Here is a 24,346-nt window from a genome sequence, read left to right as displayed (position 1 = left end):
ATTATACTAAAAAGAGGGATTTTAATGTCTAAGTTTACTCACTTTAACGAAGAAGGACGCGCGAAAATGGTCGACGTCTCAGAAAAAAATGTCACGTCACGCGTTGCAACTGCAGAAAGCGTAATTGAAGTCAGTCAAGAAATATATGAAGGCATCGTAAACGAAAAGATGAAAAAAGGTGACGTGCTAGCAGTCGCACAAATCGCAGGAATTATGGCAGCGAAAAACACGCATCAAATCATCCCGATGTGCCATCCATTACAACTTTCTGGAATCGACATCACATTTAACTGGGATACGGATGACGGATACAAGCTACACATCAAAGCGACAGTAAAAGTTAAAGGGCAAACAGGTGTGGAGATGGAAGCCTTAACGGCCGCAAGCGCTGCAGCACTCACAGTGTACGACATGTGTAAAGCGCTCGATAAAGGTATGATCATCAGAGAAACTAAACTATTAAGTAAATCAGGCGGGAAATCCGGAGATTATTCTATTTAGGTGATGGATGTGGGTTGACCGGGGTGCTTTTGAATTGGTGTTTTTATTCTTTTGCCGATTTTATTTAACAAAAATATTGCGTTTTTGTGAGATATCTGGATATATTTAACAAATTTCCGTCAGGTGGCGTGGTTTTTGTTAAATATATTTTTTATCTAACAAAAACGAGGTCGGAACCCGAATTTTTGTTAATTATCTTGATATATCTAACAACTTCAGACAATTTTTGTAAATAACCGAAGAGTGATAGTGTTTTTTATCCCAAAAAGATGAAAAACTCACATTCTCCCGATTTTATTTAACAAAAATATTGCGTTTTTGTGAGATATCTGGATATATTTAACAAATTCCGTCAGGTGGCGTGGTTTTTGTTAAATATATTTTTTTATCTAACAAAAACGAGGTCGGAACCCGAATTTTTGTTAATTATCTTGATATATCTAACAACTTCAGACAATTTTTGTAAATAAGCGCGCCACACACAGCAAAGCACTCTTACTTCTCTTTCCAAAAGAACAAAAACCTCCTCCGACCGCTCGTCTTTCTATACTGACTACAAATGTTCGTGCCCCGACTAGTTCTCTTTGTTTAACTCAAATACTAAATGGTTTAACTCTGGGACGATGAGTTTGTCCATACCGAGTTTGACTGCACCTGTTGATCCTGGAAGGCTGACGATGAGCTGGTTATCGTGCGTGCCCATTGCTGCGCGTGATAATAGACTTCTAGAGCCTATGTCTTCTGTGTAAGATAGCATTCTAAACAGTTCTCCGAACCCTTCGACTTCTTTGTCGAAGAGCTCGCTCACTGCTTCTATTGTAACGTCTCGCTTAGCGATTCCTGTACCGCCTGTCGTGATGACAACGTCTAGACCTTTTTCGAGTAATCCAACAACCGCTTCACGGATTTTTTCTTTATCGTCTGTCACGATTAAGTGATTATCATGTTCGACAACTGCGTTAATTTCATTTAACTTTTCGATGACGAGTTTTCCGCCTTTGTCTGTTTCTTTTGTACGCGTATCACTTACTGTAATTACACCAACGTTAATATCTCTCTCAATTCTTTCAACGATACTCATATTATCTCTCCTATCCAAATAGTTGTGCGACGATTGTGCGTGCTTTTTCAATTCTTTTTAAACCGTGTATTAACATTCGACCGTTTTTAAATACGATAATTCGATAATCATCATAATAAAATTCGATGAAGTACGGTGTCTCTTTAAAATCACCGAGTCGCTTCGCAGTGTTTAACGAAAGTTCATAAGTGACTGTGTCATCATATATTTGAACAGTGTCTCTTCCACATAAGCTTAACGCTTGATGTGATTCATTATATGAGGGATAAAGTTCCAACTCACACGTGTCGCACTCTTTATTTTTAATGTTATCAAACGCGATGCGACTATGCTCTCCTGACCATAAATCTCCAAATGTCATATAGTGTCTGTCAAACGTTTCACCGATGAGTAATTTGATTGCCGTCGTAACTTGTATTGACACGGCCGTATGAATGGCTGGAGATATCACACCTGCTGTGTCACACGTTAACGTGTTTGACGGAAGTACTGGCATCACACATCTATAACACGGTGAATCCTGTGTAAATGGTGCCACTACGTATGACGCTTCGACGACAGCTGCGTGGACCCACGGAATCCCGACTTTATACGCAACGTCGTTAATTACGAGTCTCGTTTCAAAGTTATCTGTTCCGTCTAAAATTAAATCGACATCATGAGTTTTTACGAGCGATTCTAAAAAGAGTGCGTCTACGTGATTCACATGAACTTCAATATCGAGATCACTACGAATTTCTTTTAAATGTTCGAGTGCCGCGATTGCTTTTGGTTTTTGTTCATCTGCGTCACGTTCAGTATATAACGTCTGACGTTGTAAGTTCGATAGCTCAACGTAGTCTCGATCGACTAAAATGAGTTTTCCGATACCTAAACGCGCAAGCATCTCACTTGAAACTGAACCGAGTGCACCGACTCCGACAATTAAAACTGTACTTTCAAGCAGTTTTAGTTGACCGTCTTCACCTATATTTTTATATAAAATTTGTCGACTATAACGTTCGATATCCATAGTTTCACCTTAAAAAGTATAATCTCAATTACAATACTATATTCTACACTATTCCATGAGTATTCTACATTGTAAAGATTGTGTAAAATATAAGTGAATAATTGTAAACATGATAAAATGATTAACATATAACAAATTCGATATGCAGGAGGTTACTATGCATAAAATTCTCGTTGTTGATGATGAAACATCAATTGTAACGTTACTTAAATTTAACTTAGAACAAAATGGCTTTGAAGTTGTTACAGCAAACGACGGTTTAGAAGCAATTGAACAAGTGAAAAAGGAATCACCGGACGTAATGGTTTTAGATTTAATGCTTCCAAAAATGGATGGTATGGACGTCGTGAAAACTTTACGACTCGATAAAATTCATGTGCCTGTTTTAATGCTCACTGCAAAAGATGATGAGTTCGATAAAATACTCGGTCTTGAAATGGGGGCGGATGACTATATGACAAAACCGTTTAGCCCGCGAGAAGTCGTAGCGAGAGTTCGCGCTATATTAAGACGCATTGACTTCGAAGCAAATCAAGAGACTACAGAAGACAACACTGTAATAATCGGTGAACTAACAATCGATTATGACAACTATGCTATTTATAAAAACGATAAAAAAATCGACCTCACTAAAAAAGAATACGAGCTTCTCGTTTACTTAAGTAAAAATAATGGACGTGTGCTATCTCGCGACCAACTGTTAAACGGAATTTGGCAGTTTGATTTTGACGGTGATACACGAATTGTCGATGTCCATATCGGTAAACTAAGAGAAAAAATTGAAGACAATCCGAAGTCGCCGAAATACATTCATACCGTTCGTGGATTCGGTTATAAGATGGAATATATCGATGAATAAACTATGGGTGCGCATCACACTTTCGTTTTTCATCGTGTTAATTGTCGGATTATGTATGATGTTTTTCTTTGTAGATAACGTGAACCGTACGACATATAACGCGATGACAAGTAAGCAACTTACTGAAGAAAGTGAACTGCTCGAAAGTATGATTACAAAAGATTTGCTAACCATTCGTAATACGAAGGAAATGTTTTCAAATCTTAAGTTGCCTGAAAACTTACGCTTTACGATTATCGACAAGGACGGGAGAGTCATTTTCGACACGGATTCAAACATTTGGACGATGAGTAACCACATCGATCGCCCAGAGATTAAAGAAGCGAAACGAAAGAAAACGACGAGTGAATCTTACATTCGACAAAGTGACACTGAAGAAATACAGATGATGTACGTCGCTGTACCGATAACTGAAGATGGTGAAGTCATTGGGTATGTCCGTAGCTCTACACCACTTGAGACAATCGAAGCAGCTGCACAACAAAAATGGGTGTCAATCGTCATCGTATTTACACTCATTTTAGTCGCAACGATCATTTCAGCAGCACTACTCGCATATAAAATTACGAATCCAATTCAAAAAATTATAGAAGTGACAGAGCGTCTGAAGAAAAATGATTATAGCGCACGTATTAACGACACTTTTCCTGGAGAACTGTACACACTTAGTGAGTCCGTCAATTCTCTAGCAATTAGTCTAAATGCCCACGTCACAGAGATTAAAGACCAGTCTAAACAGCTTGAGAGTATTTTATCGAATTTAAACACGGGTGTTATTTTGATTAACCCAGAAGGTGAAATTGACGTGATTAACGACGCAGCGTTAAAAATGATCAACCAAACGCGAGATAAAATTCTCAATAATGACTATCAGGAAAGTCTTGTTAAATTAAATGTACTAAGAGACATTCGTCACGTTTATAAATACGATGAAGTAAAAAAGAGTGAAGTACATTTATACAATCCTGAAGAAATGATTTTAAACTTTTATGCTGCACCGTATTACGGTGAACGTTGGGAAAAGCGTGGTGTAATCGTTGCGCTTCACGATATTACGGATATTAAACGCCTTGAAAATATACGAAGAGATTTCGTGGCAAACGTGTCTCATGAGTTAAAAACGCCGATCACATCTATTCAAGGGTTCTCTGAAACGTTATTAGAATCCGGTGATTTACCTCGAGAAGTTGAGAGAGAGTTTTTAGAAATTATATATAACGAAAGTGTTCGGTTAAATAAGCTGATCATCGATATTTTAAATTTATCGAAAATAGAAAAACACCAAATTCGACTGAACGAAACGAATTTTGATTTAACTGAACTCGTTCATACGACAGCACGTCCAATGAAACGTTTATTTAAAGATAGAAACTTACAACTCCATTTACCAGAAAATGAGGAGCACATGCTTTATGCGGATAAAGAACGCGTCGCGCAAATACTCGTAAACTTACTTTCAAACGCTGCAAATTACACGCATGAAGGCGACACCGTTGAAGTAAAAATAGAAGAGACGAACGATTCTATAGAGTTAAGTGTTCATGACACAGGGGCTGGAATTCCAGAAGAAAGCCTCAGTCGACTGTTCGAACGATTCTACCGCGTCGATTCTGCACGTAGTACAGCAGATGGTGGTACTGGCCTAGGATTATCGATTGTCAAACACCTCGTCGAACTTCATAATGCGTCTATAACTGTAGACAGTGTTGAAGGAGAATATACGACATTTACGGTAACATTTAAAAAGTAAAATGACGCCACTTTTAAAAGTGGCGTCATTATTATTTTCGGCGAATTAATTGTTCAAGTGCAATCATTTCTACAGCGACCTGCTCTAAACGTTCTAATCTATCATAGACAAATTCTACATCAGCATCGAGTGGCTCACTATTATAATCATTCGAGACATCTCGTAATTTCTCAAATCCTTTAACGATTTCCTTTTCTTTACTTTCAACTTCTACGTTATACACTTCCGCATGTTTATCTGAAACGACAAGCGGGTGTACCGTATCTTCGAGAAGTTCACTATAATCATTTAAAACTTGTTTGACTTTATCGTATGCGTGATGCACGTTTTCGTCTTTTAATTTTTTCTTCGACACTTTTTTAACATATTCATGTAAAACGGGTAGTTCATCTTTTAAATCTTCGATATAACGGTCGTGTACTGTTTTTGTAAGATTTTGCTTCGTATGATTGACGTAATTTGTGACATGCTCGTCTTCTACAAAGTCTTTTAAATCGTTCACGACAGCTTCTACATCTAAATTATTTTTAACCGCGACATCTTCGACTGTTACCGTATCGTCGACAGCAAATTTAAGTGATAAAGGACGGATGACCTCTCCGATATTTGGATAATCTATAAATAAATGTTGTACGCGTGTAGTTTTATCTAACGCCATAATTAACGCCTCCTCGTTTACTTACATATTGCCGATTATTTATTTTTATAAACACAGCCGTTTCGTGTAAATGATTAACGGGTACGTTATAATAATAAGTAATTCGTTAACCGGAGGTTATTTTTATGAAAGAGAAGCTAAGAATGGCTGCGACAATTTTACCTGTTTTACTCGTACCATTACTCAAAAACAGAAATGAAATTAAAGACCATCCAGACGTGCAAAAACTCGCAAAAAACAGTAATATTTTATATAGTAAAGCTAAAGATAAAACACAAACTGTCACTGAAGCGGGTGTTAAAGGATTTAACGAAACGCGTGACTTCGTTTCAGAAAAATACCACGCTTCAAAAGATAAGCGCGAGTATAATAAACAGATGAAAGCACACGACAAATCGTTAAGTAAACTTAACAAACTAGAGGCACAGTTTGAAGCTGACAAAGAAAAACATCGTAAAAAACGTATGGAAAGTCTCGTTTCAACAGAGACTCTAAATCACGATGAAAAAGAATCACGTATGAACGTATCGAAAGGACATCAGAAATTGACTACTGAAAGACCAGACACAACAAACGTAAAAGAACTCAATGAACAATTCGTTGAACAAACGGAGTATGAAGATGATTATTCTCCAGGTGCATTACATTTAAAACATAAAGATTTACTCGACCCAAGAAGTGCACACCTTCGTGAAGAAGCTAAAGAACGTAAAGTTGAAAGAGCCGAAAAGAGAGACGACTCACTATTTGGTAAACATCGCCGTCAAAATGAGCGCCACATCGAAAATCACGGAAGAAAAACAGGATACGGTGAGAAATATCAAAAATCTGATTCTCTAAAACAATTTATCGAATGGAAAGACAAACACAACGACTAATGGAAATTAGTAAGGTTTCTGTTTTTTGTGGTGCACGTTTAGGTAATAGCGATAAATTTAGAGAAGATGCATACACGCTCGGCGAAACGCTCGCAAACGAAAATGTCGAACTCATTTATGGTGGAGGCGGCCTCGGTTTAATGGGAGCTGTTGCGAACGGTGCGTTAGACGCTGGAGGCGACGTGACTGGCATTATCCCGACAGTATTAGTCGATAAAGAAATGGCACACCCTCGCGTTAAAAACATGAAAATCGTCGACACGATGAGCATACGTAAAGATATGTTAATCGACGAAGCGGATGCGATCATCATTTTACCTGGTGGCGCAGGCACGATGGAAGAGTTTTTCCAAGTATTTGTCGGTGGACAAATTGGACACGCTCAAAAGCCAATTGCACTCGTCAATACAGATGGTTATTATGATTCACTTTTTGATTTATTTGAATCATTTATTGAAAACGACTTTTTAGAGCGCAGATTTTTAGATTTAATTATTAAACTCGATTCAATCGAAAACGTACTCGACGAATTAAAACAATTCCGTCCAGTTGCTGGACGTAGTCGGGAAGATATAGAAAACGGACATCATGATTAATTTCAAGATGTCCGTTTTTATGTGTGTATTTTAAAAATTAAACTATCCGCTTTACGATGCCCTTCTACATAATACGGGTTCGTATATTCAAATATAGGATCCATACCGATTTTGTCGATTACATTTAACCACGGAAGATTGAGCTTGGAAGTGAATGCATATACTTCTTGAATGTCTGTTTTTTTACGTACAAACTTCATCACCGCTTCAGCCGCTTCAGTTGCGAGCCCTTGATTCCAGTATCGTTTGTCAAGTAATAAATATAACTCAACACACGGAAATAAATGTTCGATTTCATCTAAATTTAGATGTTCGTCGTACTGTTTAATACGAATGCCCGCGATTCCTATCATTTCATTAATACTTTTTCTTTCTACCGCAAACACTCCAAATCCTCTGTCGCGAATGCTTCCTGACATATCTCTCACAAGCGTTTCTATTTCAACGTCAGATAACGGACTTGGAAAGTACTGTACGACATCTCTATCGCGCATCATGTTTCGAATACAATCGATATCAGACGACGTATAATCTCTTAATAATAAACGCTTTGTTTTGATATGTGTCATTGTCGGTCACGTTTATTATAGTTAATTAACTTTACAGTAAGTCCTTTTTCATTTAGATCATAATCGACTAAATGCTTCTCTTTACTTACATCAGCTACGACGCTAACAAAATCATTAGAACCTTCAACATCAAAATGAATGTAGAACGTGTCGTAACGATCTTCAGGTTTTGGTTGTTGTGAGACGCTACGCTTCGTTTGTTCAGCGTTATATACGCACTTATTTTGAATGATGTTGCTGAGTTCTTGACGTAATGCTTCTAAAGACATCGTTTCGTTTTCCATTAAGACAAAATCACTTTCGTACATACTCTTTACTCCTCTTCTTCATCTTCTTTATCTTTTTCATTATCTTCTTGTTCGATTTGACTGAGTTCATCTTGTTTCGTTTTTAACTTCTGTTTTAAATCATCGTTATCTCTTTTTAATTCGTTAATTTGGCGTTCTAAGTTTGTAATGCTTTCTTCGAGTGCTTGGATGTCTTTTTCTTTTTGAGATTGTCCACTACACGCACTGAGAAACACCGTGCATATTAACAATATTAAAACACGTTTCATATCATCACCTACATATATAATAATAGTATAGCACTTCACATATACGTTGAAAATTCTCTTGTAGATTCTATCATTTTAAGCGATACTAAACTTAAGAGGTGGAACGAATGTTTGAATGGATTAAACTCGGAGTTACTGTTGTTTTCATCATTTTAATGCTCGTCGTATTTTTTAAAAATAAAAACGTTACTCGTTCATTGATCATACTACTTATCGCACATTCTATTATTATATTTTCACTTCGCTTTTTTGTCGGTAACGAACCGTTAGTCGATTCTATATTAGGCGCAGTGTATTTAATTGTAATTGCTGTGTTTTCAGTATTAATATTTAGAGCGTTAAAACAACAAGACAATTGATAAAACGTCCCAATTTTGGGACGTTTTTTTAAAATACAAATACGTCTAATACGAACCATAAAATAATTAATGTGTAAACGACTGCTTTAAAAACAATCGTCGTTACAAATGCAGCTAAACTGCCAAGTGCTGCCTTTAATGCTTTCGATGCATCTTTATAAATGACAAATTCTGTAAAGAATACTAAAAATAGGGGCACAAAAATAACACCGAGAGGTGGGTATATAAACATCCCTAATACGACACCGATAAGCGCCGCCCATTCCCCTTGTTTAGTACCTCCGAGTTTGCCGACGTAATATTTTGTGATCGCCATGTCAGAGACAAACGTAAGTGCTGTAAATACACCGAGTATTAACCAGAACATAATTCCTAAATTATCACCGATGAAGAACGCGTATATCGCAGCACCGAGCCAATACATAAATATAGACGGAATGACTGGATATACAAGTCCAACATATCCAATGACAAACGATAAAACAACTAAAAGCCAAAGTAATGCTTCCACTTAAATCTCACCTTCTCTAAACTGTGTTTTCGTAAACATAAACAATATGACAGACGTAAACATTAAACCACTGCTTACTAAAAATGCAGTATTCACACTAAACATATCTGATACAAATCCTCCGATTAAGTTTCCGAGCAACTGACCAACGACCATTGCATTCGCAAATAATGTCGATGCGTATCCTGGAAAGTCAGGGAGTAAATCTTGGAAATAACTAATTCCTAATCCAAGTAAAATTGCTAAGAAAAATGCAAGGACCACTTGTCCAATAAGTATAACTGTAAAACTTTGGAATAGCCCAATCGAAAGGAAGAATAATCCTCCGACAACTCCAGCAAACATGAGTAAATGTTTCGTTTCAAATCGAGACGCGATCCAGCCAATCCCAATCATAAACGGCACTTCTAATCCTGCACAAAGCGATGCAAGTACTCCGACTTTCCCTCTATCTTCACCGAGTACTTCCGTCAAGTATAGAGGCATATTTAGTAAATACCCCCACTGACCGACGTGTAACATTATAAACGCAATAAACGGCACGATTAGGACGGGCGCGCTAAATAATGACGGCGCTCTTTTTTCATTGATTTCTTGAATAGACAGTTCTCGCTCTGTTTTTACTGGTTTAATAAAAAGTGTCGTAATAAAGACAACACCAAATAAAATCATCGTTCCAACAAACAGCCCAGTAAAATCGTATCTCGCAATTAAAATCGACCCGATTAATGGACCAAATAAAAATCCGAAGCTAAACATCGAACGTAAAACAGTATTTGCAAATATTTTTAACCTTGCGTCATTTCCGTTGTCTTTATTTACAGATTCACGTGCTGATGCATATAACTGCGGAATCCCAGGTGCACCGAGTGAGAAGAATATTACGTATCCAACAACTAAAATTATCGTATCTTTGACGATTAAAAATAGACTAAACGTAATAATCTCCATAACGATAGCAACGAGTAATAAATACTTTCTATCAAACGATAGCTTATCACTAAATCGCCCAACAATTGTATTAACGATAAACGACCCAATCGCTCCAGCAGCCATAAATATACCGTGCTGCGTAATTGTTAAACCGTGCTCTCCTGTCATAAAAAGTACAAGGAATGGCGCCGTAATTGCGATTGCCATTCCGAATAAAATCATATTTACTAAAAATAATTTATAGTTCTCAATTGAAAATAACTTTTTAAACATACGAATTCCTACTTATATTCTTCATCTAATAATTTTAAAAACTTTTCCACTTGCGGGAGTTCTGCCATTTGATGATCGTACGCGACATACGTCGAACGCGTCAATGGTACGTGGTCAATTTCTACTTTTTCAGTATGGAATTTCGATAGATCCATCGTCTTCGTAATAATCGTTGGCAGTACTGTCATCCCGACCCCTTTAAGTAATAATTCTCGGCACGTCGTCACTTGGTCAACATAGAGTTGAGGTTTATACGGTTTATTAAAACTCTTTTCAAAAAATTGTTTGAGCTGGTTAATATACCAAGGGTCTGCTTGAAATTCAATGAGTGGTTCGTTTTCAAGCGACTTATTTTTTGGCGCAACTAAATAGTGCTCATCTGTAAATAATAAACGATTTTCCAAATTTAATATTTTATTGCCACGTATAATCGCTAAATGATATCGATCGACGTTATCAATAATTTTTGAAGACGATCCAATCTCAAGCTGTATATCAACGTTTGGATATCTTTTTAAAAACTTTTCTAGTAACGTCGGCATAATCATATACCCAAGTAACGACGCCACTCCGATTTTTAATTTACCTTCAACTTTGTGTTTATTAATATGAATGTTTTCTTTTAGTAAGAGTTCTGTTTCAACGATTTGTTTCGCGTGCTCGATAATCTTCTCACCAGCACTCGTCTTAATGAGTTCTTTTTTTGTGCGGATAAAAATCTGTACACCCCAGTAATTCTCGATCGTCTTTAAACGTTGACTCACAGCAGGTTGCGATATATATAACGCTTCAGCTGCTTGACGTAACGTCTTTTCTTTATCGAGTGTAACGAGTAATTCATAATCATCAAATCTCATTTTCTCTCTCCATCATTTCATACATAAACTGCCCGCTTTTAACGACCTCGTCAAACTGATAGTCTATTAAACGTTCGACGTCTGATGCAACTTTATAGGCAAAATCTCTCTCTTCTGGTGTGACTTGGCCGTATTTTAATGCACGAATGATGTCATCTTCGTCGACGAGTTCGCTTCGGCCATCTGGTAGAGCTAGAACATCTAAATATAGATCTTCTCTTCTTGCTCGCCCGAGTTCTAACGTGTTTGACTTATTTATATCAAAATAATATTGAACAGGTTCATCATTCTCATCGAACATTACTGTAAGACTATAATGATCGCCTTCCCCCATCATTGTAATCCATTTAAAATTATCATCCGCAACTTTAATCTTTTCACCAACAATCGTCACAGTCAGTGGATGATACACTGAATGAATATAATAGCATCCGATGAGAACCTTTTTACCTTCATATGTTGTTAATACTTCTTTATAGTCGGAATGTCTAATTCGGCGCCAGTTTTTTTTATTTAAATACTTTGTCTTCATCGCCTCATCTCCTTCTATAAGTATACAAAATTTATATCGTTAAAGTATAACTTAATACATTAAAAAGGAGAACCTTTCTGCTCTATAGCTATGTTTTTTACGAATATTTTAGTTGAAACAATCGTGTGCTGCAATTTGCGTCAACGAAATTAATTCATTTTTACGTAAATCGTTTTTGTGTTAAATTGTTTTTCATCTTTTAATACAAAATGCTTTTACGTAAAAAGAGGTGCTGATTCGTTAACACAAACTCGCTAATCGTCAAACTAATCAACAACTCGTTTACGCAAATGCAATTTGCGTAAAATTAACACACGAAACAACCTATCCCATCCCGAAATTTTACGGATGAAAAACTAAAAAAGACTGTAGACAATGTCTACAGTCTTAAACTTTTACTTTACAACTACTGATAATTCAACATACATTGGTGCATCTCCATCGTTGTAATGATCTCCGATAATGTAGAGTGTATCCCCTGACATATCAAAGTTCAGTTCGTTTAGTTTATTAAATTCTTCTTCTTTGTCTGTTTCAGCTACTTCGACAAAATCGTACTTTTTAGATACTTCACTGTACGGCTTCGTTTTAATATCATTAAATAGTTGCTTCACATCATCGACTTTATTTAAATCGACTTTATATAACATATTTCCACTGTAACCATTAAACTCATAATCGTGTTCTTTCATAAATGACTGAAGTGCTTTGTTGTATAGTGATGTCAGACCGGAATACGCACTAAATACATTGTAATTCGTGTTCACTTCTATATTAATAGTTCCTGTTTCAGCATATATATCAGATTCTGTGTCGATGTTGTTCATCTCATTTTGATAACCTTTAGCTAATACATTGAAATCTTTTAATGATATCTCTTCTGGATCAAACATCATACTACCAATTGTCATTGTTGAGATTGATTCAAACTTCTCACTTTTCACTTGATATAAAAAGTCTTTATCTTTACTAAACGATGGTATATCTGAATTGATAATACGCTGTCCGACGTCGCTTGATGCACTGATTTCTCCGAATTGACGCGACACTAATTTACCATTTTTTAGTAAGTAAGTGATTGTAACAGTTGGTGCGAGTTCTTCATTATTTCTACCTGAATCCGTGCGTACAATTTCGCTATGCAGATCACGTACTTCTTTGATTTTGTCTGTTTCGATATCAAACGTATAGGTTTCGTTAAACTTGTCTGAGTCTTTAACGTTGACATTGTGAATACCATTTCCATCGTTATAGTTTACACCTTTAATGTCTGCTTCATTCGGTATATAACTCGTATAACGATCCCAGTAAACGAAGAATCCAACTAAGAATAATACAACACTGATTAGTGTAATCATCGCTTCTTTTAATCTGAATTTGATGCGCACTGTGTCTTGAGTAAACATAAGTACAAATACGTATGTGACGACTGCACTAAACGTAATGATTAAGATCGATAACGTTCTGTAATCTGGTAAAAGTAATGATAATACACCACTTAATAGTAACATTCCGAGAATCGATAGTAATACGACGAGTACGTAGTACATAAATTGATAGTTAAACGGTTGGTTGACGCGCTCGTTACGTCTAATTTTATATAGATAAGCACTACCGACGAGTAATCCGATAATTACGATTAACCAAACGATGAACGAACTGCCACCAAATCCGCCTTCGCCAAATGCTTTAAATAAGTATATGACTATACTTGTGTTTTCCATCGGTTCAAGTAGCGTTCTAAATCCACCAGCAGTGTATAGCATAATACCGTCAAAGAATGTCGCTGCATTAAATACAATCGCAAACCATAATACATAAGGTACAAACATCATGATGAGTATCATTTCGATATGCAGTGTAATTGAGTTTACGAACATTCCAGCAAACACACTGATAATAAATACCATTACTTGAGCAATTAGTATAAATAATAGCCAAACAGCGATATGCTTCATTGAAATTGATATACTGATAAATGATTTTTCAATCATGATGACGAATGCTGTAAGTAGTGTCGGCACTAAAATCGAGACGACACCAACAAAAAAACCACTATTAAAAATCGCGAGTCGCTTAATTGGAAGACTGTGGATAAAATCATTCGTGTACGCTTTGTTTTTATAGTTATAAATTACGATCGCTAACGTCGCACTGAAAATAATAGAAATAACTAAATGAATATGCCCATAAAAGAATAATACATTATCATTCCCAAAAGCCATTCCATAATCTTCAGCACCCATATTCAGTGATGATATATATATTGGTAACGGTAATGATAGTAATGATAATAAGAAATATCCGACCGTTAACCACATCACTGAACTCGTAAAGTTTTTAACGAGTACTTTATTCAACAACGATGTTTTCGATTGCATATCCTGTCTCCCCCATTTCATAAGCGAACATCTCATCTAACGTAATTGGTAAAATATCGTACATGAGTGGTTCGTATTTTGAAATATTTACTTCGACATTTTTAATGTCGCCTTTAATAATTGCTGTAATTACACGTCCTTGAATCGAGTGTTGGACGACGTTTAACTTTTTGTAGAACGATTCGTCTGGTAACTCTTTAAACGCGATTTGTAGTTTACAATGCGTATCTTTCATATCGTGAATACTGTTTGTGTACAGTACTTTTCCGTCGTGCATAATAGATATCGCATCACATATATTTTCCATTTCGAGTAAGTTATGGCTCGATAAGAATACTGTTAAGCCGTAACTTTCAACGTCCTGTAAAATGATGTTTTTAATTTGTCTTCGAACGATTGGGTCTAACCCGTCAAATGGTTCGTCGAGTAATAGTACGTCTGGTTTAGATGAAAACGCGAGTATAAATGACGCTTGACGTCTCATCCCTTTAGACATTTCATTTAATGGTTTTTTCGGATTTAACTTAAAGTAACTATACAGCTTTTCAAAACGCTCGTCGCTCCAGTTACTATAAATCGTCTTATAATGATTTGCCATTTGCATTAACGAAAACCCACTAAAGAAAAACGGCATATCTCCTATAAAAATTACACGGTTTTTCACGTCTATGTTTTCAAAAACAGGTGCGTCATCGAATAGTGCTTCACCTTCATCTGCTTTATAAATACCTGCTAATATTTTTAAAAGCGTCGTTTTACCTGCTCCGTTAGAACCGATAAGCCCGTGAATCGTTCCACTTTTGACGTTTAAGTCAACTTTATTTACTGCAAGTTCATCGATAAAACTTTTGCTGAGCTTGTGTGTATTTATGTTCATTTACTTAACCTCCTATATTTATACTTCGCAACGGTCGACAGCACGTTTGATATCTTCTTTAGTTTCATTCATATGTAATAGCTCGAGTACCACACGATTGAAACTTCCATACAGTTCTTTAATGTATTGGTTATTTTGAGTGTCATCGGCCATTTCTTGTACGTAACTTCCTTTTCCTGGAATCGAGTAAATGTATCCTTGTTGCTCAAGTTCACCATAAGCTTTTTGAATCGTATTCGGACTGATTGTCAGTTGACCTGCAAGCGCCCTTACTGATGGCATCTTTTCATCTGGTAATAATACTTGTTTAATAATCATTTCTTTTATATGATCAATCAACTGTTCATATATTGGGGTATCTTTTGAAAATCTTAAATCGAACATATTGCACCTCCATCTAACTGTCTCAATTAATATGATACAGTTAGTTTTAAAAAATTACAACTGTATTACTCAAATTAATACAGATATTTTTAAAATAAAAAATAGAAGTGGGAATCCACTTCTATTATTCTGGATTATTTTTAATATTTTCTTCAATAATCGTATCGTTGATAATCATTTCCATTTGATATATACGGCTCACTAAACCGTGAAGCGGTGCTTGAGTGATTGCATATATTGGCCATGGTAATGCAGGATCAAAATCATGTAATGCCATAATGAATGATTTTTCGTGTTTTAACTCTCTAAATTCTAACCAACTGTCACTTCTTTTAGCTAAACGTCCTCCGACGACGTCAAAAACGATTTGCCTTTCAGGTGTGTTTTTTCTACGCCTTAATGTGAGTAATGGTGTTCGAGATGTTTCTATCGTCATGTGGATTTCATCGCCAACAGACTCAATTTTAAACATACCGAAAATAATTTCGTCGAGCCATTTAAAGTAATATTTCATAACTCCTTCAAGCGTCCAACCTCTCGGTATTTCAGCGCGCTGTGCACTGCGCATCGTTTTGTTATGAGAGTTATTATATTTTAAACTTTTACCGAGGCGCTTCACTCTCGTATCAGTCGTTATCACGTTAACGTCATACGATGTCAACGTACGCTTCACGTCTTCATGTAATATTTCTTCTGATATATAGATAATGTCTTTCACACCATTATATTCGGCTGCACGGCCGACGTTATCTGCAATGAGTTCAAAGAATGTATCGAAACGCCCTTGTGTGATTTTGCTAAACCTCATAATCGGATCTTCAAAAAATATAATTAAATCCATTCCTTTAACCACTTCAACCATATGTTCTAATTTATATGGATTTGAATAAATTGGGTGAATTTTATCTAACGTTTCCGTATCTTCTTTGCTCATAAACGAATACAGTTCATTTGTATCTTTTAAAGTGTCATACAGATTTCTACCAATTTCTCCGTAAACACCAATGAGTAATATCTTTTTCATGCGTTACACCTCTTTAAAGTTTATACCTCTATCGAGTACTGCAAATACTACTAACAACACTATTAATACGATTGCCATGCTGAAAAATGGAATCGTAAACTGTTCTGTAAAGTACCCAGCAAGTGTAGAACCAACAACTGATCCAACTGAGAAGAACGCATAAAATATACCGTTCGCTTTCCCACGTTCACTCATCGTCGTAAATTGGCCGATTAATTTATTCATCGATGGGAATACGAGCGCATATCCTATTCCGTATATACCGAGTGCTGCGTACAACATGCTCATACCTTGTCCAAAGTGAATGAGAATCATCGCAAGCGAAATAATGACGAGACCGATTTTTATTAATCTGTTTACAGCGACTCGGTTAAACATATTATTTAACGGAGATCCAAATACGATTACAGCTGTAATTCCAAACACACTTAAAAGCATCCCTGTCACTCGATCATCTAATCCGAGCGACATCGTTTTAATCGGTAATGCAAAAGATAAAGCACCCATTGACGTCATTAACGCTAAAGACGAAATGTATGCAATGACTAACGGACGTCTCGTAATTAACGTCGTCCATTTCGTCTCATTATATTCCCTTCTCGACTGTACAGTTGTACTTTCTTTAACCGCAACAATCGTAAGTAAAAGCCCAACTACATACACAAGTGCTAGTACTAAGTACGTGTTTGCGTATCCATACATACTTGAAAGAATACCTCCTGCTGCAGGACCGAAAATCGCAGCGAGTCCAATCGAAACACCAGTTAGCGCCATCGCTTTACCGATCGCTTCACGTCTAGAAATATCTTGAACTAAACTAAACGCAGCCGGCGTAATCATACCGCTCGTAAATCCGTGCACGACGCGAATACCAATTAACACACCAATCGTTGGCGTCGATATATATGAGCTAATAATTAGTACTTGTAGAATCATTCCAAGAAGAAGTGTTCTCTTCCTACCAAATCTATCCGAAAAATATCCACCGAGAACGTTACCGAGTATATTTGTTACAGAATAAGCTGCAACGACGACACTCGCCATAAACTCACTTGCACCAAGTTCAAGCGCGTACGGCGTAACGATCGGGAATTGAACAAACAAATCTAAAAAACATATGATTATAATGACGTATATTAACTTTCTCAAACTAAACCTTCCCTACATTTATGTAATAGTTCTATTATATTAAAATAGATGTATAAAGTCATGGTGCGAGGTTGATGCTACTACACTTCTAACATATTTCATCACAAAAAATGCTCCTGACTAAATCAGGAGCGTTGTTCGTTATTTATTATTTAAACTTTGGTCATAAGCATCGATGATACCTGCAATAGCACCATCACCTGTGATGTTTGCTGCAGTTCCAAAGCTATCTTGTGCCATATATAATGCAATCATTAACGCGACTGCCGCTTCGTTGAAGCCTAAATGTGATACGAGTATTCCACTTGCTGCCATTACTGCGCCTCCTGGTACACCAGGTGCTGCTACCATCACGACACCAATCAGTAATACGAATCCGAGCATTTTTAACAGACCAGGTGTATCGTATTCTGGTAATACACTCATTACAGCAATAGAACATGATGTAATTGTAATTGCTGAACCTGATAAGTGAATGTTCGCTCCGAGTGGGATAACAAAATCTGCGATTTTGTCTCGTACTCCCATCTCTTTTGCTTTTGGTAGTGTGACTGAAATTGTCGCTGCACTACTCATTGTACCGAGTGCTGTTACGTATGCTGGGAGCATTGTTTTAATCATCTTAAATGGATTTTTACCAAGTAATGAACCTGCGATTGTATACTGAATTGTAATCCATATCCAGTGGAGTGCAATCGCGATGAGTAATACGACTCCAAATACAGAAAGTGTCTTAAACACTGTACCTGTAGATGCCATTCCAGCAAATACCCCTGCGATGTAGAATGGTAAAATTGTAATGACTACTTTTTCGATTAAAAACTCAACGACCTGTTTACCGTCATGTATCCATTGTTTCATCGTCTCAGCTTTGATGATGTTAATGACGATACCAACTGAAAACGCGAGTACTAGCGCCGTTAGAATATCAAGCGGTGCCGGGATATCAAACTCTAACAGTGGACCGAGCTCTGTTCCTTCCTCTTGAATTTGTCCGCCTTTAGTAACGATTGGCATTAAGAATTTAGCAACGACAAATGCTAAAAGTCCTGCACCAATTGTAGAGATGTATGCAACTCCTATCGTTGCACCGACAACTTTTCCGGCACCTCGTCCAATAGAAGAAACCCCGTCAGCAATAAAGAAAAATATAATTAACGGAATTAAAAAGAATATAAACGATCCGAGTATGCTTTGCATTGTGATGAATAGTCGTGTGACGATTTCCATAATGCTGTGGAACGTTGTGCCATCTGCCGAGAAGTAATAAATTGAACCAACAATAATTCCGGCAATGATTCCTGAAAATAACTTAAGAAGTAATTTCATTTTTTATCCTCCTAGTCTTATTTTAATTTCTAAAACACCTTTTCGTATGCAACATACCATTCATTTAAATTGTTATGAAGGTTTAGTTTACCTTTGTACTCGTATCCGCGCTTTTCGAATAGTTTTTGCATTGGAAGGTTATTTAGATTGGTGTCCGTATGGACACCGAGATACCCTTCGTTTTTGAAGTATGATTCAACTTCGTCAAATAATTTCGAGGCGATACCTTGCCCTTGTGCTCTTGGGTCGACTGCAGCCCTATGAAAAGCAATACTATCTAATCTTGCAAGCTCCCAAGGAATATCATCGTATTCATATGCATGATGATTATCTGCAACGATAAAACCAAGTACTTTCCCATCTTCTTCATAAATATATAAGTTTTCGTTCTCTATGTCATTTAAAAGCGTGTCACGTGCTGGATAACTTTCGCTCCACTGGTTGTTTCCGCTTTCTTTCATAAGTATAACAACGGCATTTTTTATTGACATTATGTCGTCAATATCAGAATTTTTACCTTTTCTTATCCCCATATTCATCTTCCTTATTAAATTCAGTGCTTTAAAATATTTCTTATACATGATATTATACAGATATATATATCAAGTTTGAAGACAATTTTAAAAAAGGCGGTGCCTAAATGTTTAAGTACGATAAAGACACAAAACCGTACCACATTAAGAATTTTATTTTTTACATTTTTGCTTTTATTGTTTTGGGAGCGATTTACTACTTCGCATTCCTACCACCATTACTTGACGCGACGAGCGGAGAATTCTTTAACGAATTTGGATTTAGACAGTTTGTTGGAAGTATTTTCTTCCTTATCTTATTCGTCTTACCGTTCGCTTTAATTTACGGCGCGTTTTATCATTTTAAAGGCTTTACTGATAAAAATGTAAGAGCACATCAGAAGTAATTATTATTGATTACATAGTAATATCCTCTTAAGTAATAAACTTAAGAGGATATTTTTTATGCTTTATATGCGATATCTTTTCTATAAAAGAAATCTGATGATTCGTATTTCACTTTAGATAGTGTATCATATGCATTTTCTTTAGCTTCTTCGATTGTTTCTCCGCGTCCAATCGCAAGTAATACACGGCCTCCATTTGACTCATATGTGTCACCGTCTAAATGCTTTAGCGCACTGACGTAAATATCAGACATCGTATCTTTTTCGATTATGATCTCTTTTGCTTTCTCATAATCACCTGGATATCCTTCTGAAGCGAGTATGACACCAACCGCATATTCATCTTTAAACGATAATTGAAGGGGCTGTTTATTGTACATACTCTCTAACATTTCAACAAAATCTGTTTCTAATAAGTCGAGAAGAATCTGTGCTTCTGGGTCACCGAATCTTGCGTTATACTCGATTGTTTTAACGCCGTCTTTTGTAATGATGGCACCGAGATAAAGAATCCCGAAATAATTTAATCCTTCATTAACCATTGCATTTACCGTCGGACGTACAATTTTATCTACCGCTTCATCGATTATATTTTGAGAAATATAATCTACAGGCGCATATGCACCCATTCCACCAGTATTTGGTCCTTCATCGTTATCAAATGCACGTTTATGGTCTTGTGCGATAATGTTAAATGGCGTGAACGTATCACCATTTACTAGGACCATTAAACTAAATTCGTCCCCGTCTAAAAATTCCTCAATGACGACTTCGCCGTCCGTTTCCATAAGTTCATCGAGCGCCTTCTTTGCTTCGCTTAAATCTTGAGCGATGATGACACCTTTACCTGCTGCAAGTCCATCTTTTTTAATGACGATTGGAAAATCACCATTTTCTAAGTACGTTGTTGCTTTCGCATTATCTGTGAACACTTCGTAGCTTGCTGTTGGGACGCTGTATTTTTTCATTAAGTGTTTTGTAAATGATTTCGACGACTCCATTTGTGCTTCATTTTTTCTAGGACCAAATACTTTTAAGTTAAATTTGTCCTCGAGTCTATCTACAATGCCTTCAGATAATGGATCTTCTGGACCAACCACAACCCATTCAACATTATTCTCTTTACAAAACTCACCAATATGGTCGAACTCAGAAACTGGGATCCCTTCGACAAGAGTCGCTTCCGTCATGCCGTCATTCCCAGGTAACGCAAATACTTCATTTACTCTATCTGAGCGATTCAATGCACGCACAATCGCATGCTCTCGCCCACCGCTTCCAATAACTAAAGTATTCATATATTATTCTCTCCTAATGTTTAAAGTGTCTCATACCAGTTGTGACCATCGTCATATCATGTGCGTCACAGTAATCAATCGAATCTTGGTCACGCTTAGATCCACCTGGTTGAATAATTGCGTTGATGCCTGCTTCGTGTGCGACTTGTACAGAGTCTGGCATTGGGAAGAACCCATCACTTGCCATAACGACCGTACCATCTAATTCTTTTGTTGCACGTTCAATCGCAATTTTTAACGCACCGACACGGTTCATTTGACCTGCACCGATACCGACTGTGCGATGTTCATCAGCAAGTACAATCGCGTTTGATTTTACGTGCTTAACAACTTCTAACGCGAGAGCAAGTGCACGGTATTCACTGTCTGTCGGTTCTTTTTTCGTTACGACTGTTACGTCATCCATATTTAACGGAGCGTTATCTCTATCTTGGATTAAATACCCACCTGATACGCTAACGATTTCTTCATCGCCTGTTTGTTCAGTGAAGTCAATTTCTAATACACGTAAGTTCTTTTTCTCTTGAAGTTTTTCTAATGCCGCTGCAGTGTACTTAGGTGCAATTATCACTTCTAAAAAGATTTTGCTTAATGCTTCTGCTGTTTCTAAATCGACTTCTTTGTTTAACGCAACGATTCCACCGAATATTGACTGTGGATCTGCGTCATAAGCATTTTGAAACGCGTCGTAAATCGTATCGCCAACGCCGACACCACACGGGTTCATATGTTTAACAGCAACTGCTACAGGACCGTTAAATTTACGCGCGAGTAAATACGCACTATCTGCGTCACGGAAGTTGTTGTATGATAGCTCTTTTCCGTTTAAAATCTTTGCATTTAAAATCGTGTTCGGTGCACTTGTCGTACGAATATAACGTGCTTTTTGGTGCGGGTTCTCACCGTAACGAAGTGTTTTTTCAGCTTGACTAAAGAAGTTCGTGATTGCTTGGTCATAATTTGTCGTATGTTTAAATACTTTAACCATTAGCTCTCTTCTAAAATCTTCTGTTAAGTCATCGGTTTGAATTCGGCTAATGACCGCATCGTAATCAGCTGGGTTTACTACTGCGAGTACGTGTTTATAGTTTTTAGCCGCTGCACGTAACATCGTCGGACCACCGATATCGATGTTTTCAATCGCATCTTCAATCGTTACGTTTTCATCTTTTACCGTCTCTTCAAACGGATAAAGGTTAACGACAACCATGTCGATTAAATCAATATCTTGCTCTTTTAGTTCATCTAAATGAGACTGTTTACTACGATCTGCAAGTAAACCACCATGTACTGCTGGATGTAATGTCTTCACTCGGCCATCCATAATTTCAGGGAAGTGCGTGAGTTCTGACACACTTTTTACAGGGACGTTCGCGTCTTCTAACGCTTTAAGCGTACCTCCTGTACTAAATAATTCGTAGCCGTTATCTACGAGTTTCTGTCCAAATTCAGTAATTCCTGTCTTATCTGAAACACTGAGTAACGCTCTCATTCTTTTACCTCCAACACTTTTTTAAGCGCGCGAATATATAACTTATATTCGGCTTCGTGAATTTTCTCTTCAAAACTTTCTAACGTATCGTCATCTCTTAAAACTACTGGTTCTTGATCGATAATTTCACCAGTATCGATACCACTGTCGACGTAATGAACCGTAACTCCACTGACTTTTACACCGTAATTATAAGCATCTAATATGCCGTTTTTACCTTTAAAGCTCGGTAATAACGACGGGTGGATGTTAATAATCTTACGGTCGTATCTATCGATAAATTCTGCGGATAAAATTTTCATAAATCCTGCGAGTAATATGTACTCGATATTTTTGTCTTTTAAAATATTTAATATTTCTGCTTCAAACTCTTCTTTAGTTTTACCGCTTCTTTCGACAATTTCATACGGTACATTTAAACGTTTTGCGCGTTCAATTGCTTTTGCGTCTTTATTGTCGACAATTAATACTTTTATAGACAGTGGTAAGTCGCTCGTCGCGATATTTTCAAAGTTACTTCCGCTTCCTGAAGCGAAAACTGCAACATTAACCATGGATTGTAAGTCCTTCTTCATTCACTACTTTACCTAAAACGACTGGACTTTCACCTGACGCTTTTAAGTTTTCAAGTGCTTTGTCTTTATCGTTTTCATCGACGACAATCATAAAACCTACGCCCATGTTAAAGACGTTATACGCCTCGTCACGGTTAATGTTTCCTTGGTCGATTAACCACTCTAAAATCTCAGGTACTTTAACGTCTGTCACGTCCACTTCAGCACCGAGCCCTTCTCTTAACGCACGTGGAATGTTTTCATAGAAACCTCCACCTGTAATATGGCTCATCGCTTTAATTTTAACGTCTTCTTGGAGTTTAAGTATTTGTTTGACGTAGATTCGAGTTGGCTCGAGTAGTAAGTCAATTAACGGCGTACCGTTTAACGTATCGTTTACGTCAACGTTGTTATCTTTAATGATTTTACGTACGAGTGAATATCCGTTTGAATGAATACCACTTGAGGGTAACCCGATAATGACGTCTCCAGCATTGACGCTATTAAAATCAACATATTCTGATTTCTCAACTGCACCGACTGCAAATCCTGCGATATCATACGCACCTTCATCGTACATATCACCCATCTCGGCAGTTTCTCCACCGATTAACGCACATCCTGCTTGTTTACATCCTTCACTTACGCCTTTAACGAGATCAGCAACTTGTTCAGGGACTACTTTATTTACAGCAATGTAGTCTAAAAAGAATAGTGGTTCTGCACCTGTCGTTAAAATATCGTTCACGCACATCGCAACTGCGTCAATTCCAATCGTATCGTGGCGATTTGAGTCGATCGCAAGTTGTAACTTCGTACCAACACCATCCGTACCCGATACGAGTACTGGCTCTTTTAAATTTAACTGCGATAAATCAAACGCTGCACCGAAGCCTCCAAGACCTCCGAGTACTTCTTTACGCATAGTTTGTTGTACGTGCACTTTCATTTGTTTAACCGCTTCATACCCTGCTTCAATATCTACGCCAGCTTGTTTATATTGCTCAGACATAA

Annotated in this window: 28 protein-coding genes; 7 read left to right on the top strand and 21 right to left on the bottom strand. The window is 37.0% G+C overall.

Features of this window, described 5'->3' with window-relative positions; translation table 11 throughout:
• Positions 1-24: 24 nt before the first annotated feature.
• The gene (gene moaC / locus BBS29_RS05275; RefSeq protein WP_068129735.1) at positions 25-501 is read left to right on the top strand and encodes a cyclic pyranopterin monophosphate synthase MoaC; all 477 of its coding nucleotides are present in this window, start codon (positions 25-27) and stop codon (positions 499-501) included.
• A 574-nt stretch (positions 502-1,075) separates the two neighbouring features.
• Here moaC and BBS29_RS05270 read toward each other — a convergent pair.
• Positions 1,076-1,582, bottom strand: a complete 507-nt coding sequence (locus BBS29_RS05270; protein ID WP_068129732.1) for a MogA/MoaB family molybdenum cofactor biosynthesis protein — start codon at positions 1,580-1,582, stop codon at positions 1,076-1,078.
• Positions 1,583-1,592: 10 nt separating this feature from the next.
• Positions 1,593-2,594, bottom strand: coding sequence for a ThiF family adenylyltransferase (locus BBS29_RS05265; RefSeq protein ID WP_068129728.1), 1,002 nt, complete (start codon positions 2,592-2,594; stop codon positions 1,593-1,595).
• A gap of 157 nt (positions 2,595-2,751) precedes the next feature.
• Here BBS29_RS05265 and BBS29_RS05260 point away from each other — a divergent pair, with 157 nt between their 5' ends.
• Both BBS29_RS05260 and pnpS read left to right on the top strand, forming a co-directional pair.
• A complete protein-coding gene (locus BBS29_RS05260; RefSeq protein WP_068129724.1) occupies positions 2,752-3,453 on the top strand; it encodes a response regulator transcription factor in 702 nt (233 codons plus the stop codon).
• Positions 3,446-5,203 carry a two-component system histidine kinase PnpS gene (gene pnpS, locus BBS29_RS05255; RefSeq protein ID WP_068129722.1) on the top strand — a complete coding sequence of 586 codons (1,758 nt, stop codon included), beginning with the start codon at positions 3,446-3,448 and terminating at the stop codon, positions 5,201-5,203. Before BBS29_RS05260 ends, pnpS begins: the two co-directional genes overlap by 8 nt.
• A 31-nt stretch (positions 5,204-5,234) precedes the next feature.
• Here the strand turns inward: pnpS and BBS29_RS05250 are convergent, their stop codons facing one another.
• Positions 5,235-5,861 (bottom strand): hypothetical protein, encoded by a 627-nt coding sequence (locus tag BBS29_RS05250; RefSeq protein ID WP_068129720.1) that lies wholly within the window; start codon positions 5,859-5,861, stop codon positions 5,235-5,237.
• Positions 5,862-5,986: 125 nt separating this feature from the next.
• Here BBS29_RS05250 and BBS29_RS05245 point away from each other — a divergent pair, with 125 nt between their 5' ends.
• Together BBS29_RS05245 and BBS29_RS05240 are read left to right on the top strand one after the other, a co-directional pair.
• The gene (locus BBS29_RS05245; protein ID WP_068129717.1) at positions 5,987-6,739 is read left to right on the top strand and encodes a hypothetical protein; all 753 of its coding nucleotides are present in this window, start codon (positions 5,987-5,989) and stop codon (positions 6,737-6,739) included.
• Complete coding sequence (locus BBS29_RS05240; protein WP_168161320.1) at positions 6,739-7,335, top strand: TIGR00730 family Rossman fold protein; 597 nt, start codon at positions 6,739-6,741, stop codon at positions 7,333-7,335. Before BBS29_RS05245 ends, BBS29_RS05240 begins: the two co-directional genes overlap by 1 nt.
• Before the next feature lie 17 nt (positions 7,336-7,352).
• Here the strand turns inward: BBS29_RS05240 and BBS29_RS05235 are convergent, their stop codons facing one another.
• From BBS29_RS05235 to BBS29_RS05225, 3 genes are read right to left on the bottom strand one after another with little or no spacing between them, the layout of a single operon-like run.
• Entirely contained in the window at positions 7,353-7,904 is a 552-nt protein-coding gene (locus BBS29_RS05235; RefSeq protein WP_068129712.1) for a GNAT family N-acetyltransferase, read from the bottom strand.
• The gene (locus BBS29_RS05230; RefSeq protein ID WP_068129709.1) at positions 7,901-8,212 is read right to left on the bottom strand and encodes a hypothetical protein; all 312 of its coding nucleotides are present in this window, start codon (positions 8,210-8,212) and stop codon (positions 7,901-7,903) included. Before BBS29_RS05230 ends, BBS29_RS05235 begins: the two co-directional genes overlap by 4 nt.
• A 5-nt stretch (positions 8,213-8,217) precedes the next feature.
• Complete coding sequence (locus BBS29_RS05225) at positions 8,218-8,427, bottom strand: hypothetical protein (protein ID WP_148128611.1); 210 nt, start codon at positions 8,425-8,427, stop codon at positions 8,218-8,220.
• A gap of 140 nt (positions 8,428-8,567) precedes the next feature.
• Here BBS29_RS05225 and BBS29_RS05220 point away from each other — a divergent pair, with 140 nt between their 5' ends.
• Positions 8,568-8,819 (top strand): hypothetical protein, encoded by a 252-nt coding sequence (locus BBS29_RS05220; protein ID WP_040929518.1) that lies wholly within the window; start codon positions 8,568-8,570, stop codon positions 8,817-8,819.
• 28 nt (positions 8,820-8,847) lie between these two features.
• Here the strand turns inward: BBS29_RS05220 and BBS29_RS05215 are convergent, their stop codons facing one another.
• The 11 genes from BBS29_RS05215 to BBS29_RS05165 all read right to left on the bottom strand — a co-directional run bounded on the left by BBS29_RS05215 (position 8,848) and on the right by BBS29_RS05165 (position 19,608).
• The gene (locus BBS29_RS05215; RefSeq protein WP_068129706.1) at positions 8,848-9,330 is read right to left on the bottom strand and encodes a DUF456 domain-containing protein; all 483 of its coding nucleotides are present in this window, start codon (positions 9,328-9,330) and stop codon (positions 8,848-8,850) included.
• The gene (locus BBS29_RS05210) at positions 9,331-10,536 is read right to left on the bottom strand and encodes a sugar efflux transporter (RefSeq protein ID WP_068129703.1); all 1,206 of its coding nucleotides are present in this window, start codon (positions 10,534-10,536) and stop codon (positions 9,331-9,333) included. It lies immediately after the preceding gene.
• Between the two features lie 8 nt (positions 10,537-10,544).
• Positions 10,545-11,393 (bottom strand): LysR family transcriptional regulator, encoded by an 849-nt coding sequence (locus BBS29_RS05205; protein WP_068129700.1) that lies wholly within the window; start codon positions 11,391-11,393, stop codon positions 10,545-10,547.
• A complete protein-coding gene (locus BBS29_RS05200; protein WP_068129697.1) occupies positions 11,383-11,925 on the bottom strand; it encodes a DUF402 domain-containing protein in 543 nt (180 codons plus the stop codon). Before BBS29_RS05200 ends, BBS29_RS05205 begins: the two co-directional genes overlap by 11 nt.
• Positions 11,926-12,320: 395 nt before the next feature.
• Positions 12,321-14,306 carry a hypothetical protein gene (locus tag BBS29_RS05195; RefSeq protein ID WP_068129695.1) on the bottom strand — a complete coding sequence of 662 codons (1,986 nt, stop codon included), beginning with the start codon at positions 14,304-14,306 and terminating at the stop codon, positions 12,321-12,323.
• Positions 14,278-15,183 (bottom strand): ABC transporter ATP-binding protein, encoded by a 906-nt coding sequence (locus BBS29_RS05190; RefSeq protein WP_068129692.1) that lies wholly within the window; start codon positions 15,181-15,183, stop codon positions 14,278-14,280. Before BBS29_RS05190 ends, BBS29_RS05195 begins: the two co-directional genes overlap by 29 nt.
• Positions 15,184-15,201: 18 nt before the next feature.
• On the bottom strand, positions 15,202-15,567 hold the full coding sequence (locus BBS29_RS05185; protein ID WP_040929525.1) for a GntR family transcriptional regulator: 366 nt from the start codon (positions 15,565-15,567) through the stop codon (positions 15,202-15,204).
• A gap of 124 nt (positions 15,568-15,691) precedes the next feature.
• The gene (locus BBS29_RS05180) at positions 15,692-16,591 is read right to left on the bottom strand and encodes a hypothetical protein (RefSeq protein ID WP_068129689.1); all 900 of its coding nucleotides are present in this window, start codon (positions 16,589-16,591) and stop codon (positions 15,692-15,694) included.
• Positions 16,592-16,594: 3 nt separating this feature from the next.
• Positions 16,595-17,740 carry an MFS transporter gene (locus tag BBS29_RS05175; RefSeq protein ID WP_068129686.1) on the bottom strand — a complete coding sequence of 382 codons (1,146 nt, stop codon included), beginning with the start codon at positions 17,738-17,740 and terminating at the stop codon, positions 16,595-16,597.
• Between the two features lie 141 nt (positions 17,741-17,881).
• Positions 17,882-19,069 carry a dicarboxylate/amino acid:cation symporter gene (locus BBS29_RS05170; RefSeq protein WP_068129682.1) on the bottom strand — a complete coding sequence of 396 codons (1,188 nt, stop codon included), beginning with the start codon at positions 19,067-19,069 and terminating at the stop codon, positions 17,882-17,884.
• A gap of 29 nt (positions 19,070-19,098) precedes the next feature.
• Positions 19,099-19,608 (bottom strand): GNAT family N-acetyltransferase, encoded by a 510-nt coding sequence (locus BBS29_RS05165; protein WP_218836839.1) that lies wholly within the window; start codon positions 19,606-19,608, stop codon positions 19,099-19,101.
• Between the two features lie 101 nt (positions 19,609-19,709).
• Here BBS29_RS05165 and BBS29_RS05160 point away from each other — a divergent pair, with 101 nt between their 5' ends.
• Positions 19,710-19,988, top strand: a complete 279-nt coding sequence (locus BBS29_RS05160; RefSeq protein ID WP_040929530.1) for a hypothetical protein — start codon at positions 19,710-19,712, stop codon at positions 19,986-19,988.
• Between the two features lie 56 nt (positions 19,989-20,044).
• Here BBS29_RS05160 and purD read toward each other — a convergent pair whose 3' ends face one another.
• The 4 genes from purD to purM are packed head-to-tail and all read right to left on the bottom strand — an operon-like array spanning position 20,045 to position 24,344.
• Positions 20,045-21,286, bottom strand: a complete 1,242-nt coding sequence (gene purD / locus BBS29_RS05155) for a phosphoribosylamine--glycine ligase (protein WP_068129676.1) — start codon at positions 21,284-21,286, stop codon at positions 20,045-20,047.
• A 13-nt stretch (positions 21,287-21,299) separates the two neighbouring features.
• Positions 21,300-22,778 (bottom strand): bifunctional phosphoribosylaminoimidazolecarboxamide formyltransferase/IMP cyclohydrolase, encoded by a 1,479-nt coding sequence (purH, locus tag BBS29_RS05150; protein ID WP_068129673.1) that lies wholly within the window; start codon positions 22,776-22,778, stop codon positions 21,300-21,302.
• The gene (purN, locus tag BBS29_RS05145; RefSeq protein ID WP_068129670.1) at positions 22,775-23,332 is read right to left on the bottom strand and encodes a phosphoribosylglycinamide formyltransferase; all 558 of its coding nucleotides are present in this window, start codon (positions 23,330-23,332) and stop codon (positions 22,775-22,777) included. Before purN ends, purH begins: the two co-directional genes overlap by 4 nt.
• The gene (purM, locus tag BBS29_RS05140) at positions 23,325-24,344 is read right to left on the bottom strand and encodes a phosphoribosylformylglycinamidine cyclo-ligase (RefSeq protein WP_068129660.1); all 1,020 of its coding nucleotides are present in this window, start codon (positions 24,342-24,344) and stop codon (positions 23,325-23,327) included. The genes purN and purM overlap by 8 nt, the downstream gene beginning before the upstream one ends.
• Positions 24,345-24,346 lie beyond the last annotated feature (2 nt).

It is taken from the genome of Nosocomiicoccus ampullae (assembly GCF_001696685.1).
Classification (GTDB): Bacteria; Bacillota; Bacilli; order Staphylococcales; family Salinicoccaceae; genus Nosocomiicoccus; species Nosocomiicoccus ampullae_A.
Note: the sequence above shows the minus strand (reverse complement) of the source record. Positions and strands in the feature narration are given on the sequence as shown.

What these genes read in the sequence shown, in the direction of transcription:
- moaC (WP_068129735.1), top strand. Translation starts at nt 25, where the DNA reads ATGTCTAAGTTTACTCACTTTAACGAAGAAGGACGCGCGAAAATGGTC.
- BBS29_RS05270 (WP_068129732.1), bottom strand. Translation starts at nt 1,582, where the DNA reads ATGAGTATCGTTGAAAGAATTGAGAGAGATATTAACGTTGGTGTAATT.
- BBS29_RS05265 (WP_068129728.1), bottom strand. Translation starts at nt 2,594, where the DNA reads ATGGATATCGAACGTTATAGTCGACAAATTTTATATAAAAATATAGGT.
- BBS29_RS05260 (WP_068129724.1), top strand. Translation starts at nt 2,752, where the DNA reads ATGCATAAAATTCTCGTTGTTGATGATGAAACATCAATTGTAACGTTA.
- pnpS (WP_068129722.1), top strand. Translation starts at nt 3,446, where the DNA reads ATGAATAAACTATGGGTGCGCATCACACTTTCGTTTTTCATCGTGTTA.
- BBS29_RS05250 (WP_068129720.1), bottom strand. Translation starts at nt 5,861, where the DNA reads ATGGCGTTAGATAAAACTACACGCGTACAACATTTATTTATAGATTAT.
- BBS29_RS05245 (WP_068129717.1), top strand. Translation starts at nt 5,987, where the DNA reads ATGAAAGAGAAGCTAAGAATGGCTGCGACAATTTTACCTGTTTTACTC.
- BBS29_RS05240 (WP_168161320.1), top strand. Translation starts at nt 6,739, where the DNA reads ATGGAAATTAGTAAGGTTTCTGTTTTTTGTGGTGCACGTTTAGGTAAT.
- BBS29_RS05235 (WP_068129712.1), bottom strand. Translation starts at nt 7,904, where the DNA reads ATGACACATATCAAAACAAAGCGTTTATTATTAAGAGATTATACGTCG.
- BBS29_RS05230 (WP_068129709.1), bottom strand. Translation starts at nt 8,212, where the DNA reads ATGTACGAAAGTGATTTTGTCTTAATGGAAAACGAAACGATGTCTTTA.
- BBS29_RS05220 (WP_040929518.1), top strand. Translation starts at nt 8,568, where the DNA reads ATGTTTGAATGGATTAAACTCGGAGTTACTGTTGTTTTCATCATTTTA.
- BBS29_RS05210 (WP_068129703.1), bottom strand. Translation starts at nt 10,536, where the DNA reads ATGTTTAAAAAGTTATTTTCAATTGAGAACTATAAATTATTTTTAGTA.
- BBS29_RS05205 (WP_068129700.1), bottom strand. Translation starts at nt 11,393, where the DNA reads ATGAGATTTGATGATTATGAATTACTCGTTACACTCGATAAAGAAAAG.
- BBS29_RS05200 (WP_068129697.1), bottom strand. Translation starts at nt 11,925, where the DNA reads ATGAAGACAAAGTATTTAAATAAAAAAAACTGGCGCCGAATTAGACAT.
- BBS29_RS05195 (WP_068129695.1), bottom strand. Translation starts at nt 14,306, where the DNA reads ATGCAATCGAAAACATCGTTGTTGAATAAAGTACTCGTTAAAAACTTT.
- BBS29_RS05190 (WP_068129692.1), bottom strand. Translation starts at nt 15,183, where the DNA reads ATGAACATAAATACACACAAGCTCAGCAAAAGTTTTATCGATGAACTT.
- BBS29_RS05185 (WP_040929525.1), bottom strand. Translation starts at nt 15,567, where the DNA reads ATGTTCGATTTAAGATTTTCAAAAGATACCCCAATATATGAACAGTTG.
- BBS29_RS05180 (WP_068129689.1), bottom strand. Translation starts at nt 16,591, where the DNA reads ATGAAAAAGATATTACTCATTGGTGTTTACGGAGAAATTGGTAGAAAT.
- BBS29_RS05170 (WP_068129682.1), bottom strand. Translation starts at nt 19,069, where the DNA reads ATGAAATTACTTCTTAAGTTATTTTCAGGAATCATTGCCGGAATTATT.
- BBS29_RS05165 (WP_218836839.1), bottom strand. Translation starts at nt 19,608, where the DNA reads ATGAATATGGGGATAAGAAAAGGTAAAAATTCTGATATTGACGACATA.
- BBS29_RS05160 (WP_040929530.1), top strand. Translation starts at nt 19,710, where the DNA reads ATGTTTAAGTACGATAAAGACACAAAACCGTACCACATTAAGAATTTT.
- purD (WP_068129676.1), bottom strand. Translation starts at nt 21,286, where the DNA reads ATGAATACTTTAGTTATTGGAAGCGGTGGGCGAGAGCATGCGATTGTG.
- purH (WP_068129673.1), bottom strand. Translation starts at nt 22,778, where the DNA reads ATGAGAGCGTTACTCAGTGTTTCAGATAAGACAGGAATTACTGAATTT.
- purN (WP_068129670.1), bottom strand. Translation starts at nt 23,332, where the DNA reads ATGGTTAATGTTGCAGTTTTCGCTTCAGGAAGCGGAAGTAACTTTGAA.
- purM (WP_068129660.1), bottom strand. Translation starts at nt 24,344, where the DNA reads ATGTCTGAGCAATATAAACAAGCTGGCGTAGATATTGAAGCAGGGTAT.